Annotated in this window: 11 protein-coding genes; 3 read left to right on the top strand and 8 right to left on the bottom strand. The window is 33.9% G+C overall.

Features of this window, described 5'->3' with window-relative positions:
• Positions 1–246: 246 nt before the first annotated feature.
• The gene (locus ACW5R3_RS09515) at positions 247–810 is read left to right on the top strand and encodes a hypothetical protein (RefSeq protein ID WP_456576779.1); all 564 of its coding nucleotides are present in this window, start codon (positions 247–249) and stop codon (positions 808–810) included.
• On the top strand, positions 801–1256 hold the full coding sequence (locus tag ACW5R3_RS09510) for a hypothetical protein (protein ID WP_456576778.1): 456 nt from the start codon (positions 801–803) through the stop codon (positions 1254–1256). The genes ACW5R3_RS09515 and ACW5R3_RS09510 overlap by 10 nt, the downstream gene beginning before the upstream one ends.
• A 70-nt stretch (positions 1257–1326) precedes the next feature.
• On the opposite strand, the gene purL is transcribed toward ACW5R3_RS09510, so the two are convergent.
• From purL to ACW5R3_RS09495, 3 genes are all read right to left on the bottom strand, one after another.
• Positions 1327–5010 carry a phosphoribosylformylglycinamidine synthase gene (purL, locus tag ACW5R3_RS09505; protein WP_456576777.1) on the bottom strand — a complete coding sequence of 1228 codons (3684 nt, stop codon included), beginning with the start codon at positions 5008–5010 and terminating at the stop codon, positions 1327–1329.
• Positions 5011–5156: 146 nt separating this feature from the next.
• A complete protein-coding gene (locus ACW5R3_RS09500; protein ID WP_456576776.1) occupies positions 5157–7022 on the bottom strand; it encodes an endonuclease in 1866 nt (621 codons plus the stop codon).
• A 10-nt stretch (positions 7023–7032) separates the two neighbouring features.
• Positions 7033–8244 carry an RsmB/NOP family class I SAM-dependent RNA methyltransferase gene (locus ACW5R3_RS09495; protein WP_456576775.1) on the bottom strand — a complete coding sequence of 404 codons (1212 nt, stop codon included), beginning with the start codon at positions 8242–8244 and terminating at the stop codon, positions 7033–7035.
• Between the two features lie 158 nt (positions 8245–8402).
• Between ACW5R3_RS09495 and ACW5R3_RS09490 the strand changes: the two genes are divergently transcribed.
• Positions 8403–9452 (top strand): WD40/YVTN/BNR-like repeat-containing protein, encoded by a 1050-nt coding sequence (locus ACW5R3_RS09490; protein WP_456576774.1) that lies wholly within the window; start codon positions 8403–8405, stop codon positions 9450–9452.
• Positions 9453–9485: 33 nt separating this feature from the next.
• Here ACW5R3_RS09490 and ACW5R3_RS09485 read toward each other — a convergent pair whose 3' ends face one another.
• From ACW5R3_RS09485 to ACW5R3_RS09465, 5 genes are all read right to left on the bottom strand, one after another.
• Complete coding sequence (locus ACW5R3_RS09485) at positions 9486–9938, bottom strand: Spy/CpxP family protein refolding chaperone (protein ID WP_456576773.1); 453 nt, start codon at positions 9936–9938, stop codon at positions 9486–9488.
• Positions 9939–9949: 11 nt separating this feature from the next.
• A complete protein-coding gene (locus tag ACW5R3_RS09480) occupies positions 9950–10450 on the bottom strand; it encodes a hypothetical protein (protein WP_456576772.1) in 501 nt (166 codons plus the stop codon).
• A gap of 30 nt (positions 10451–10480) precedes the next feature.
• On the bottom strand, positions 10481–11023 hold the full coding sequence (locus tag ACW5R3_RS09475; RefSeq protein ID WP_456576771.1) for an RNA polymerase sigma factor: 543 nt from the start codon (positions 11021–11023) through the stop codon (positions 10481–10483).
• A gap of 70 nt (positions 11024–11093) precedes the next feature.
• Positions 11094–12929 (bottom strand): ABC transporter ATP-binding protein, encoded by a 1836-nt coding sequence (locus ACW5R3_RS09470; protein ID WP_456576770.1) that lies wholly within the window; start codon positions 12927–12929, stop codon positions 11094–11096.
• Complete coding sequence (locus ACW5R3_RS09465; protein ID WP_456576769.1) at positions 12929–14656, bottom strand: phospho-sugar mutase; 1728 nt, start codon at positions 14654–14656, stop codon at positions 12929–12931. Before ACW5R3_RS09465 ends, ACW5R3_RS09470 begins: the two co-directional genes overlap by 1 nt.
• Positions 14657–14695 lie beyond the last annotated feature (39 nt).

Below are 14695 nucleotides of genomic sequence, written 5' to 3'. Positions count from 1 at the left end.
ATATTGGTGTTAAAAAAGACTATTTTTAGAGTTAAGACCACTGATTAATAATTGATTACTTTCAGTGAATAGTATTTTTTTAAGGGTTTTTGCTTTTCTATACATTACTATTATATCAGAAAATTACCAAGTTATCTGTCAAATATGAATATTTAAACAGCTATAAATCCTAATTTATTAAAAAAGGTTTGTTTGATATTCTTGCCATTATATTTATGTATTTTTGACGAATATTATAAAAGTAATATGCTAAAAAAGCAGGTAAAACAACTTTCTTTTCTCCTAATAATTCTTTGCCACTTAGGTTTTTTAGGGGCTATTTTATATGAAAAACAGAATAATATTTTTGTAACCTGTTTTATTATTTTATCTATTCTACTGTTATTAATTACCTATAAAAAAACATCGTTAAGTTCTGAAAATCACACGTTTGAACATGTGTTGACCATAGCTTTTGTTTTTTTTGGTGCTATTCTAACATATTTGTTATCAGCGTCGTTAGGTTTGAGTAATGTTTTAGCAGCTGGTTTAGTTGGATTCCTGTCCAGTTTTATTCCTAATTTTTTTAAAAACAATGCTTTTATAAAAGGTATGCCTACGGCTGTTTATTGTGGAGCCTTCGTGGGTATGACTAATATAAATATTGCACCAGATTATATATTTATATCTATAGCTAGTATGTTTACGGGTTTGCTTTTAGTTGGAACTAAGGATGCTTTTCAAGGCGTAGGAGGTAAGTTGGGAACACTGGCTTTTGGTGGTGTTGTCCTGACATTTTTTATCACTTTTATAATTTCTCAATGGTTTTAGAGCATTTCATTCTTATTGTACTTGGCGGACTATCTGCTGTATTAACCTTTGTTTTACATGTGCCGTTAAAACAAGGTCCAGTTAGAGCATCTGCTTTAATAGGTGTACTAGTAGGTGGGTTTGTATGGTTGTTTCCTGACTTAATGCCCGAATATTTCACTAAAAATGTGCCCTTGGTTTGTTTTGGAGCTTCTTTTATAGGTATGGTTTCATCTAAGGTATTGTCTAATTACCTGTTAATAGGTGTTTCGGGAGCTATATTTACAATTATATTCTTAAATACGAGTAGCTATTTTAATGGTTTTGGTGGTGGTTTAGGTTCAGCCGCCTGTATTGCTTTATTAGTGACTTTAGGAATTCCTATAATTCGGAAATCAGGCCGATTTAGTAATGGTTTATTATTACTGAAGAAACAGAAAAAATCGAATTCGAAAACTCAGAAATAATTACATATTTTAAAATATGGATATAAAAAAAAGGACTCATAGAGTCCTTTTTTTATGATTAACTATAATATTAGTTTTTAGTTTCTATCCATTGTCTAGCATTAACAAAAGCTTCTAACCAGGGTGACACATCATCTTGTCTGTCATTAGGGTAATTTGCCCAATTCCACTGAAATGTTGATCGCTCAATATGCGGCATCGTAACTAAGTGTCTACCTGAAGCATCACACATCATTGCAGTGTTAAAGTCGGAGCCATTTGGGTTATTAGGATAGCCTTCATAACCGTATTTAGCTACAATATTATATTGGTTTTCTTCTTTTGGTAAATTAAACTTACCTTCTCCATGAGATATCCAAACGCCTAATTCTGTACCTGCTAATGATGATAGCATAACCGAATTGTTTTCTTGAATTTTCACTGATGTAAATGAACTTTCGTGCTTTTGAGAATCGTTATGAATCATTTTTCCATGAACATCATGTTCTGGGTTAATTAATTCTAACTCCATCCATAATTGGCAACCATTACAAATACCGACAGATAACGTGTCTTCACGTTTGAAGAAGTTCTTTAAAGCTGTATTTGCTTTATCGTTATATAAAAATGCACCAGCCCAACCTTTAGCAGAACCTAAAACATCGGAGTTACTAAATCCACCGACAGCACCTATAAACTGAATATCTTCAAGCGTTTCACGCCCAGAGATTAAATCTGTCATATGTACATCTTTAACGTCAAACCCTGCTAAATACATAGCGTTTGCCATTTCACGTTCCGAATTAGAACCTTTTTCACGTATAATAGCTGCTTTTGGCCTTGGCTTGCTAGCATCTATTTTTGGAAGTTTTCCTGTAAAACTTTCAGGGAAAGTATAAGTTAGTGGTTGGTTTTTGTAATTGTTATAACGTGTTTTAGCTAAATTATTAGCCGTTTGCTTTTGGTCTAATAAATAGGATGTTTTATACCAAACATCTCTCATTTCGGTAACATCAAACGTGAAATTGTCATCTTGATTTTTAATGGTTACCGTTCCTGAATTATTAGCTGTTCCGATATTGAAAAATGCTACATTGTTATCTGTAAGAATTGTCTCTACAGAATTATCAGCTTGAAATACAAGGCCTGAATTTTCTGCAAACAATACTTTTATTGAATCTTCTTCATTTAAAGTTGAAAGGTCAATATCAGCACCTGTATTTACATCAGCAAAACAAAGCTCTAATAATGTAGTAATTAATCCACCTGAAGCGACATCATGACCAGCTTGAATCTTATCGGCTTTAATTAATTCTTGAATTGTATTAAAGGCATTTTTTACAAAGTTAGCATCGGTTACATCTGGCGTTTCTTTCCCAATAGCGTTTAACGCTTGATAAAAACTACTACCACCTAATTTAAAGTTGTCTTGAGACATGTTAATGTAGTAAATGTTTCCACCTTTAGCATGTAAAAGAGGTTCTACTACTTTTGTTATTTCATTACAATTGGCAGCAGCTGAAATAATAACTGTACCAGGAGCTACAACATCTTCATTTGGATATTTCTGCTTCATAGAAAGGGAATCCTTTCCAGTAGGAACATTAATTCCTAAATCTATAGCAAATTCAGAAACGGCTTGAACAGCTTTGTATAAACGCGCATCTTCGCCTTCATTTTTACAAGGCCACATCCAGTTTGCTGACAAAGAGACACTTTTTAAATTGTCTTTTAAAGGCGCCCAAACGATGTTAGTAAGCGATTCTGTAATAGCATTTCTACTCCCTGCATCTGGATGGATTAAAGCAGAAATAGGAGCATGTCCTATTGATGTTGCAATACCTTCTTTACCATTATAATCTAGAGCCATAACGCCTACATTATTTAATGGAATTTGTAAAGGTCCTACACACTGTTGTTTGGCTACTTTACCACCAACACAACGGTCTACTTTGTTTGTTAACCAGTCTTTACAAGCTACAGCTTCTAACTGTAAAACTTGCTCGAGATATATTTTTAAGTTTTTAGTTTTATATCGTGGGTTTTTATATTTTCTAGCAACCGTTTTATCTGTTAGGATGGTTTTAGGAGAACTACCAAACATATCTTCAAGTGCTAAATCCATTGGCTTGTCGCCTTTGGTTTCAGATTGAAAAGTAAAACGATGATCACCAGTTACATCACCAACAGTATACATTGGAGAACGTTCACGTTCAGCAATTTTTTGAAGCGTATCAATATGTTTGTCAGAGATAACAAGTCCCATTCGTTCTTGAGATTCGTTACCGATAATCTCTTTAGCAGATAGAGTAGGGTCACCTACCGGTAATGCATCTAAATCAATTTTACCACCTGTATCTTCTACGAGCTCAGATAAGCAATTTAAGTGTCCACCTGCACCGTGATCATGAATAGAAACAATAAAGTTATCGTCACTTTCTACCATGCCTCTTACTGCATTGGCAGCACGTTTTTGCATTTCTGGATTGGATCGTTGTACGGCATTTAACTCAATTCCAGATTCAAATTCGCCAGTATCAGCTGAAGAAACAGCAGCACCACCCATACCTATTCGGTAGTTTTCACCACCAAGAATAACTATTTTGTCACCTTCTTTAGGTGTGTCCTTTAATGCTTGATCTGCTTTACCATAACCAATACCACCAGCTTGCATAATTACTTTATCGTAACCTAATTTTCTAGCAGAAGCTTCGCTTGAAGAAGCGTTTTCGTTATGTTCAAATGTTAATACAGATCCTGTGATTAATGGTTGTCCAAATTTGTTTCCAAAGTCCGATGCACCATTACTAGCTTTTATTAAAATATCCATTGGTGTTTGGTATAACCAAGGACGCGCATCTGTTTTTTGTTCCCACGGACGGTTTTCTTCTAAACGGGAATAAGATGTCATATATACCGCTGTTCCTGCCAATGGTAATGAGCCTTTCCCGCCTGCAAGTCTGTCGCGAATTTCTCCTCCAGAACCTGTAGCTGCACCATTAAAAGGCTCTACAGTAGTAGGGAAGTTATGTGTTTCTGCTTTTAATGAAATAACAGATTCAAAATCTTGTGTTTGGTAATAATCAGGCTTATCAGCTGTTTTAGGAGCAAACTGTTTTACAACAGGGCCTTTAATGAAAGCCACATTATCTTTATAAGCCGAAACAATATCATTTGGATTCTTGTTAGATGTTTCACGAATCATTTTAAATAACGATACCGGTTTTTCCTCTCCATCAATGACAAAAGTACCATTGAATATTTTGTGACGACAGTGTTCTGAATTTACTTGAGAAAAACCAAAAACTTCCGAATCGGTTAAGGGACGGCCAATTTTTTCAGAAACGTTTTCTAAGTATGCAATTTCTTCGTCGTTAAGAGCTAAACCTTCTTTTTGATTGTAAGCAGCTATATCGTCAATATTTAAAATAGCTTCAGGGTTTATATCAATTGAAAAAGAATCTTGGTCTAAGCCATTATACTTTTGAGAAATCATTGGGTCGAAATCTGAAAAATCTTCTGAGATAGCTGTAAATTCTTCGATACGAATAATATCAAGAATTCCCATGTTTTGAGTAATTTCAACGGCATTGGTACTCCAAGGCGTTATCATTGCTGCACGAGGCCCAACAAAAAAAGCATCTAGTGATGCTTGTTCTATCTTTGGCTGGTTGCCAAATAACCACACTAATTTTGAAGTGGTTTCAGTTGATAATTCTTTTGTTGCTTGAACAGCAAATATTTTACTGTTTTGGTTTCCGAAGAAGTGAATCATTATGTTAGAGTTATAGTTGTGTTTAAAAAATGCAAATTTACTTTTTTTCAACGTAATAAATACTATTTAAATAGTTGAAAAATTATGAGTTATTCACGCTGTTATTAACCAAAAAAAAAGCGACTGATTACAGCCGCTTTTTAAAATTATCGTTTTATAAGCTTTTTACTTAGTGTATTAGGTCCTTGTTGAATCCTAATTATATAGATACCGTTACTTAATTTTTCAGTATTAATTGTGCCGGTAGATTTAGAGAATTCTTTTGAAATTACTTTTTTACCAAGAACATTATAAATACTAATTCGGGTTTCGTTAGCATTCGGAAAGTTTATGTTTAAAACGTTTTTTACTGGATTTGGGTAAATTGTTACTTCAGAAAGATTAAATTCATCAGTACTCAAGTTTGTATAACACGTCCATGATAAGTTATCTAAAGCAACACGTGCTCCGGATGTTGGGTCTTCTTCTGAAATAACGACAACAACATTTCCTTCTAAATTAATATTAGGAATAGTAGTGGTTATAGGATCAACATCATAAGGTATTGTTCCTATAGAAGCATTATTTACAAATACATTTAAAGAACCTGCGCTACCAGAAAATTTTTGTTGTGTAGTAATGGTTAAACTACCGATACCTCCAGAAACTGTAGCAGATGTTAATGAGCCGTAATTATCTTCTCGTACATCAATAGTTAATGCGGTGTCGCTATTTATTGTTTGATCTGTGCGGGCTTCAGTTGCTGACCAAAGCACACCGTTATCGCCTGTCCATGAGAAATCGCTATACTGTGATGAGCCAGCCCCAATGTTCGTGAATGACTCTGAAGCACAGTCGCCACCACCTGGGGTACCATTTTCTAAAGTCGTTTCACAGGCTTCGTTACTAAAATCAGAAACATTTTCTGCGGCATCTTTTGCTATAATTAAAAAGCAATAGTTTGTTTCCGCAGTTAAACCAGCTACGGTATATGATGTTGCTGTAGTATTATAACTATTAACACCGTCTACATAAATATCATATGTTGTAACACCAACATTATCCGTTGCCGCTGTCCAACTTAAATCTATGGAACTGCTTGTAGGGTTTGTTGCTACTAAATTAGTAGGTGCTGAAGGTGCTTCATCATCTATTGTAGCACTCCAAATAGCATTAACATACTCAGGGTGGTCGATAAACGGATTTCTATTAGACTGGTGGTTATTGAAAATGTTATTATTTCTATCTATTTCTTTTTGAGACACAGGATCCATAGCATGCCATTGTAATAAAATACTTAAGAACGCAGGATCGAAAACTTCATCTGAAGTTCCATTAAACATAGCATAACTCCCCCATGAGGCAATGCGGTCTTCATATCTTGTAGCAAAATAAAAATGTATACGTGCTATATCACCTTTAAATTCATCTATTGGTTCAAATACAGTACCCGTGTAACCTGCAGAATAGCCACTATTTAGGTTGGCACCTAACTTAGAGCCATTTTGTGTTGGATTACTAATACCAGACTGGTTAACTAAACTAGAGTTGTCAACAACACCAAATGGATAATTACTTCTAAACCCGTTTACACGGCCATCGGTAGGTAATAATTCATGTGCATCACTTCGCATAGGTGTTGCTTGATTAAAGACAGATTGAGGAATAACGTGTTCTTTGTTATAGCAATCGCCTTCAGAATTATAATTTCCACATTCATTTGCAACTGGTGTATACGCGTACGGATCTGTTCCAGTTGGATTTTCAGAATAGGGGTCTAAAATAGTATTACTATTTGCTTCATAATAGTTATCAAGATCATAATTAGCTATAAACCCATCCATAGCATCATAGCCTTGATCGTTATGAAGGTATTCAGGGCTTAACCCATCATCATTACTATCAATAATACGCTTTAATTGTGTTTTTAAAGTGTATCCGGTTCCTGTTGCTGTACTATAGTAGTTGGCAGGTATTTGAGCAAAAGCTGTGCTTGTAACAAATAAAATTAGTAGGGAGTAAATTTTTTTCATGCTAGTATTTTTATTTCTTTTGAAGTAACGCCATATAAAACCCATCAAAACCATATTTAGAAGCAAGAACTTTTTTGTCTTCAACTAAGGTGAAATCTTGACCAAATTCAGATTTTAAGAATGTTTCTACTTGATTTTGATTTTCAGATGGTAATACTGAGCAGGTAGCATAAACTAATTGTCCTCCAGATTTAACCATACGTGAATATGTTTGTAAAATATCTTGTTGTGTGGCTTTAATTTTATCTAAAAATTCAGGTTCTAATTTCCATTTAGCATCTGGATTTCTACGTAAAACTCCTAAGCCAGAACATGGTGCGTCAATTAAGACACGATCAGCCGAGTTGTATAGTTTTTTGATAACTTTAGTAGACTCGATATGTCTTTGTTCTATATTGTGAGCTCCGTTTCTTTTTGCACGACGTTTTAACTCATGAAGTTTATTTGCATAAATATCAAGAGCTATAATTTGCCCTTTATTCTCCATTAAGGAGGCTAGGTGTAATGTTTTCCCTCCAGCACCAGCACAAGTGTCAACAACACGCATTCCAGGTTTTACATTAAGGAATTCGGCAACCATTTGTGATGCTGCATCTTGAACTTCAAAGTGACCGTTTTTAAATGCTTCTGTAGTAAATACATTGGCACGTTCTTTAAGTTTTAATGCGCTTGGGTAGTTTTTAATAAACTCCGTTTCAATATCTAAATCAAAAAGTTCGGCCTGAAGTTTTTCTTTGGTTGTTTTTAAGGTATTAACACGTAGGATAACGTCAGCTTGATTATTTAATGCTGCAATTTCTTTTGTCCATACAGATTCACCTAACTCTTTAGCACATAATTCATCCATCCAGTCAGGGATAGATTCTTTGAATTTTCTAATTTTAGAAAGTTCATCAAAACGGCCTTTAATTTTACGAGTTGGTGTGTTTTCAAAATATTTCCAATCAGGAAGTTTAATACCTTTTAAAGTCGCCCATACAGCAAACATTCGCCATAAATCTTCTCGGCTAAAAGGTTCTTTAACTTCTGCTATTTCAGCATACAATCGCTTCCACCTTACCATATCGTAAGTGGTTTCGGCTACAAAGCCTCTGTCTCGGCTTCCCCAACGTTTGTCACGTTTTAATAACTGCTGAATAACTTTATCGGCATATAAGCCTTCGTTAAATATAAGTGTTAGCCCGTCTATAACGGCAAAACATAAGTTTCTATGTAATCGCATTCTCTGTAAGTGTAAAGCATACCGTTTTACATGGTATATGTAAAAAAGCACGCTTGTTTTTTAATTTATTAGCATGCAAAGGTACATAAAGTTTATTTCTTTAAGTGTTAATCAAAAAAATCGTTTACCTTTTCTACTTTTATAGAAAATATATGAATATGAAATACCTTAGCTTTTTGCTTATAGTAAGTTGTTTTTTGGGATGTAAAACAGAAAATGAAACTTTAATAAATCCTTTTGTATCTGTTTCAGAGCAAGCTGTGCTTAATGATTCAACATTAAGTATTCGTGCTTTGGAAATTCTGGACTCCAAAAGTTTAGCTTTTGCTGCCAATAATAACACGTATGGATTGTATAATATGGCAACAGATACGTGGCAAATTTCTAAAATAGAGCATGATTCTTTAGAACTCGAGTTTCGAGCAATTAGTAATAACTCAGAAGATTTTTTCATGCTAAATGTGGGTAATCCTGCATTACTTTTTAAAACAACCAATACAGGGGATATGAAGGTTGTTTATAAAGAAGTTCATGATAAGGTTTTTTATGATGCTATGACTTTTTGGAATAGAGAAGAAGGTATAGCTATAGGAGATGCTACATCGGATTGTTTAAGTATTTTAATTACGAGAAATGCGGGTGAATCATGGGAGAAAATACCTTGTAAAAACTTGCCAAGTAAAACTTATGGTGCTGCTGCTTTTGCTGCTAGTAATACCAATATTGTTGTTAAAGGTAACCATGCGTGGGTAGCTACAGGAGGGATGGTGAGTTCAATTTTATATACAGCAGACAAAGGGCATACTTGGGAGGTAGTTGAAACACCTATTATTCAAGGAAAAGAAACTACGGGTATTTATTCTGTAGACTTTTATAATGAGGCAAATGGTTTTGCTATTGGAGGCGATTATACTGATCCTGATGTTAATGTGGCGAATAAAATGCGCACAACTGATGGCGGGAAAACATGGAGCTTAGTTGCGGTAAATCAAAATCCAGGTTACAGAAGTTGTGTGCAATATGTGCCTAATAGTGACGGTAGAGGTTTAGTAGCTGTAGGGTTTGAAGGTGTAGACTATTCTAATGATAATGGCAGTACCTGGACGCATTTTAGTGATGAGAGCTATTATACAATTCGGTTTTTAAATGATAGTATAGCTTATGCTGCAGGTTCAGGAGGCGTAAGTAAGTTGAAATTTAATAGATAAAAAAAAGAGCAGTCAATTTGACTGCTCTTTTTTTTAGGGTGTATTTTTATTTGGTTTACCGTGACGGTTTTTATATTCTTCAAACATTTTACGTTTAAAGTCTTCTTCTGTTTTCTTGAGAAGAATAATTTTTTTAGCCGAAAGTACCTTTTGTAGATCGTTCATGTATTTTTGAAATAATACATGTCTTTTATTAGAAAGCTCTGTCATTTCAGAAATTAGCTTTTTAGCTTCACTTTCCGTTATTGTATTTATATCAATAGACTTTCGTTTATCCGAACTTGCATCTCTTATGGCATCGGAACTAGTTTCAAAATCATTATATAAAGGCCAGAAGTTCTGAGCTTCCTTTTGCGAAAGGTCAAGTTTTTCTGTTATATAGGCTACTTTTAGTATTTTAATTTTTTCATGTTGTTCTTTGCGGTTTTGTGCAAAACCAACAGTACACATAAGTAGGGTTACTATTATTAATATATTTTGCTTCATGGGTATTTGTTTTAATATGAATGAAGGTCTTCTAATTCAGAATTGTTATACATATAATTTTCTAATGACGTGTCACTTAAAGCTTCATTATAAATTGTGTTTTCAAAAGCAGCAGGATCGGTAATTAAATTATTAAATTCTGTGGCTTCATAGTCGTTAGCAAGAATATAATTTTCAATACTATCGTTATCTAAAGTTGAAAAATTTACAGGTTGATTAAAGTCTGGTAAAGTAAAAACTAATATAGCAATGGCAGCAATACTAGCAGCATATAACCATGATTTTTTCGCAAATAAAGGTATAACTTTGCTACTAGAATTTTCTTGAGGAGTCAAGTTTTTAGTTGAAACATTAAAGTTCTCAAAATAATTATCAGGAACTTTAAAGCCTGCAGAGTCACATTGCTCTTGAATGGCTATTTCGCTTAACAGATTATCTTCAAAATTCTGAAAATAATTATCAGGGGTTTTAAATCCGGACTGTTTTATGTTCTTTAATTCGTTGCTATTCATACTTTTTGGACTTCAGTTTCTTAAAAAGGTTTAATTGTTTAAAAGAAATGCTTCTACTTTTTTTACAGCAATATGGTAAGATGATTTTAATGCACCTTCACTAGTTTTTAAAATATCTGCCATGTCTTTATATTTTAAATCCTGAAAATATTTCATATTAAAAACTAGTTGCTGTTTTTCTGGTAATGTAGCGATAGCTTGTTGTAATTTAATTTGAATATCATCACCTTCAAAATGAACATCAGCTTTTAAGTTAGCAATGGCCAAGTCTTGGACCTCTTCATTGGTAACTTGCATTTGTTTTGCTCGTTTATTGATAAAGGTTATTGCTTCATTACTTGCTATACGATACATCCATGAGTACAGTTTACTATCTCCTTTAAACTTATTTATATTTCTATAAACTTTTATAAAGGTGTTTTGCAGTACATCATCTGCGTCTTCATGCGTTTTTACAATATGTCGAATATGCCAATATAAGCGCTCTTTATATTGCGCTACCAACTCATTAAAAGCATGCTCTCGCTTGCCTTCAGTCTGTAAATCGGTTACTAATTGGGTTTCGTTATTCACAAATCGATTTTATATTTAGACTTCTTAATATTGAAAAGGTTTAAAATAGAACAAAAAACATGCTGGATAGTTATTCGAAACTCTGCATCTCTACAAGTTTACGGTATGTGCCTTTTTTAGCTAATAACTCGGCATGCGTACCTTGTTCAACTATTTTACCATGCTGCATAACCACAATAAGATTAGCATTCTGAATGGTAGATAAGCGATGCGCAATAACGATAGATGTTCTGTTTTTCATCATGTTCTCAAGCGCGTCCTGAACTAAGCGTTCACTTTCTGTATCTAAAGCCGAAGTAGCTTCATCCAAAATCATAATTGGTGGATTTTTAAGAACAGCTCTAGCAATACTTAATCGCTGTTTTTGTCCTCCAGAAAGCTTATTACCTGAATCTCCAATATTAGTATCTATACCTTGAGGAAGTGCCTCTACAAACTCCCAAGCGTTAGCTATTTTTAAGGCTTCAATAATTTGGCTGTCTGAAGCCGTTTGATTCCCTAATAGAATGTTATTTTTTACAGTGTCGTTAAACAATATGGAATCTTGTGTAACTAAGCCCATTAAATCACGGAGCGAATGTTTTGTAAGGTCTTTTATATCTTGGTTATCAATAGTTATTGAACCTTCTGTAACATCATAAAAACGTGTAACAAGATTAGCAATCGTACTTTTTCCTGATCCTGATTGCCCAACAAGAGCAACACTTTGACCTTTAGGTACTGTTAGGCTAAAGTTTTTAAGGACCAAATCATCAGCATATTTAAAAGATACATTGTTGAGTGCTATGTTTGATGTGAATGATTCTTTAACTAAAGCGTTAGGGCTATCTTTTAAATCTGATGTAGTTTCTAAAATAGCTAAAACACGATCAGCAGAAGCATTACCAGATTTCACTTTGTAACTGGCTTTACTAATAGCTTTTGCAGGTGTTAAAATATTATAAGCTAAAGCCATGTAGGTGATAAATTCATCAGGAGATAACAATTGGTCTACTAAAACCATACGGCCACCATATAATAAAATAACGGCAATTACTACAATACCTAGAAATTCAGAGGTAGGAGATGCCAAGTTTTGACGATGTGCTAAATCATTAGCAAACTTATATAAACGCGATGTTGAATTTTGGAATGTATTATTAAATTTAGACTCCGCATTATAACCTTTAATAACTTTTAGGCCATTTAATGTTTCATCTAAAACAGAAAGAAATGCGCCGTTTTCCTCTTGTACTCGTTGCGAGTGCTTTTTTAAACTTTTACCAACACGAGAGATTATTAATCCTGAAAAAGGAATAAAAACAAATACAAATATGGTCAGTTTTACACTAATAGTAAACATTACCACAATAGTAAATACAATGGTTAGGGGCTCTCTAACTAATAGTTCTAAAATAGCTAAAAGTGAATTTTGAATTTCGTTAACATCTCCAGATATACGCGCAATAATATCTCCTTTTTTCTTTTCTGAGAAGTAGGAGATAGGAAGCTCGATAGTCTTACGGTAGAGTTCATTTCTAATATCCTTTAAAATCCCGTTTCGTAAATAAGCTAAAAAGAAATTAGAAAAATAACCCGCAGCATTTTTTAATAAAAATGTAGCAAGTACAACACAAATCATTAAAATAAGTACCGAATATTGTCCGTCTTGCTCTATTTTTTGAGTAATAAAGTAGTTCAGGTAGTCTTGCAAGTAAGTGCTAAATTCAAAAATACCATTGTAATCATTACTGTTAGGTTTAATAGAAATTGGTTCCGCTGTTTTAAGTAACACCTTTAGCATGGGCATTAATGAAACAAAGGAAAGTGTTCCAAATAAAGCATAGAGTACGTTAAAAAATATGTTTAAAAAGGCATATTTCTTATATGGAACAATAAATCGGGAGAGTTTTTTTAAATAATCCATTACAGATTTAGGTCTTTTATAATTGTATCTATTCGGTCTTCCAACATTTGTTCCGTTGCTTGAAACGCTGACACATTGTCTAGAGTTGTATTAACACTTATATAGAATTTAATTTTAGGCTCGGTTCCACTTGGACGCAGTGCTATTTTACTACCATCCTCCGTGTAGTAGATAAGAACATTAGATTTCGGTACATCTATATGTTCTATATGGCCTTTTTCTACATTTCTAGATTGCGATAAGCGGTAATCCTCAATTTTAACAACTTTAGAGCCGTTTACCATTTCTAGTGGTTTTTCACGAGCATCAAACATCATTTGTTTGATTTCTTGAGCACCTTCAATACCTTTTTTAGTAATAGAAATCAGGCGTTCTTTATAAAAACCATGTTTTGTGTACATGCTTATTAAAGTTTCGTAAAGAGAACTGCCTTTAGATTTTGTTTGAGCTGCAATTTCACAAGCTAATAAAGAAGCTGTAACCGCATCTTTATCACGTACAAAATCACCAACCATAAAGCCAAAGCTTTCTTCTCCACCACCAACAAAGTTTAGCTCAGGAAAATCTTTAATCATTTTAGCAATCCACTTAAACCCAGTTAAACCTATTTTACATTCTACATTATAAGCAGCGGCTATATTCTGCATCATAGGTGTAGAAACAATTGTAGATCCAATAAACTCTTTACCTGTTAGTTTTCCTGAGTTTTGCCATTGATCTAAAAGGAAGCCCGTCATGATTGCCATAGATTGGTTTCCATTTAATAAAATCATGTTGTTGTCTAAGTCACGAACAGCAATACCAATTCGGTCGCTATCCGGATCGGTACCAATAACAATATCTGCTTGAGTTTTTTCGGCTAAATCTAAAGCCATTTTCAAGGCAGCAGGCTCTTCAGGGTTAGGAGATTTAACGGTAGGGAAATCGCCATTTGGTTCTGCCTGTTCCTCTACAATATGTACATTAGTATACCCAGCACGTTTTAACGTTTCAGGAATAATTGTTATTGAAGTTCCGTGTAAGGATGTGAAAACTATTTTTAAATCATTTTTGGCTGCTTGATCTGTATTAAAACTGCCATTTTTTATTGAGGCGTTGATAAACACATCATCAATTTCTTTTCCAATGTATTGGATTAAGTTTTCTTTAGCTTCAAAGTTTATTTCAGCATACTCAAGGCTATTAATTTCTGCTATAATTTCTGCATCTTGCGGTGGAACTAATTGTCCGCCATCTTGCCAATATACCTTATATCCATTGTATTCTGGTGGGTTATGTGAAGCGGTTAAAACAATTCCGCAATGACAATTTAAGTGCTTTAGTGCAAATGATAATTCGGGTGTTGGTCGTAAATCTTCAAATAAGAACACCTCAATATTGTTTGCTGAAAACACATCTGCAACGACCTTAGCTAATGATTTACTGTTATGGCGGCAATCAAAAGCAATAGCAACTTTAATAGTTTCGTTAGGAAAGCTTTGTTTTAGGTAATTACTAAGTCCTTGTGTGTTTTTTCCTAGTGTGTATTTGTTAATACGGTTAGTACCAACTCCCATGACACCGCGCATACCACCGGTTCCAAACTCAAGATCCTTGTAAAAAGCCTCCTGTAATTCGTCTGGGTTTGTCTTTAATAAATTAGATATATAATTTTGTGTATCTGTATCAAAAGTAGGCGTTAACCAAGAGTTTATACGCGCTAATAATTCAGTTTTATTTTCTGTCATAATATTTGTTAAATAGCATACAAAAGTATGGAATTTATA

This window comes from Algorimicrobium bowmanii, from assembly GCF_054031195.1.
This window is presented reverse-complemented; position numbering and strand designations above follow the sequence as displayed.

What these genes read in the sequence shown, in the direction of transcription:
- ACW5R3_RS09510 (WP_456576778.1), top strand. Translation starts at nt 801, where the DNA reads ATGGTTTTAGAGCATTTCATTCTTATTGTACTTGGCGGACTATCTGCT.
- ACW5R3_RS09470 (WP_456576770.1), bottom strand. Translation starts at nt 12,929, where the DNA reads ATGGATTATTTAAAAAAACTCTCCCGATTTATTGTTCCATATAAGAAA.
- ACW5R3_RS09485 (WP_456576773.1), bottom strand. Translation starts at nt 9,938, where the DNA reads ATGAAGCAAAATATATTAATAATAGTAACCCTACTTATGTGTACTGTT.
- ACW5R3_RS09480 (WP_456576772.1), bottom strand. Translation starts at nt 10,450, where the DNA reads ATGAATAGCAACGAATTAAAGAACATAAAACAGTCCGGATTTAAAACC.
- ACW5R3_RS09465 (WP_456576769.1), bottom strand. Translation starts at nt 14,656, where the DNA reads ATGACAGAAAATAAAACTGAATTATTAGCGCGTATAAACTCTTGGTTA.
- ACW5R3_RS09490 (WP_456576774.1), top strand. Translation starts at nt 8,403, where the DNA reads ATGAAATACCTTAGCTTTTTGCTTATAGTAAGTTGTTTTTTGGGATGT.
- ACW5R3_RS09515 (WP_456576779.1), top strand. Translation starts at nt 247, where the DNA reads ATGCTAAAAAAGCAGGTAAAACAACTTTCTTTTCTCCTAATAATTCTT.
- ACW5R3_RS09500 (WP_456576776.1), bottom strand. Translation starts at nt 7,022, where the DNA reads ATGAAAAAAATTTACTCCCTACTAATTTTATTTGTTACAAGCACAGCT.
- ACW5R3_RS09495 (WP_456576775.1), bottom strand. Translation starts at nt 8,244, where the DNA reads ATGCGATTACATAGAAACTTATGTTTTGCCGTTATAGACGGGCTAACA.
- purL (WP_456576777.1), bottom strand. Translation starts at nt 5,010, where the DNA reads ATGATTCACTTCTTCGGAAACCAAAACAGTAAAATATTTGCTGTTCAA.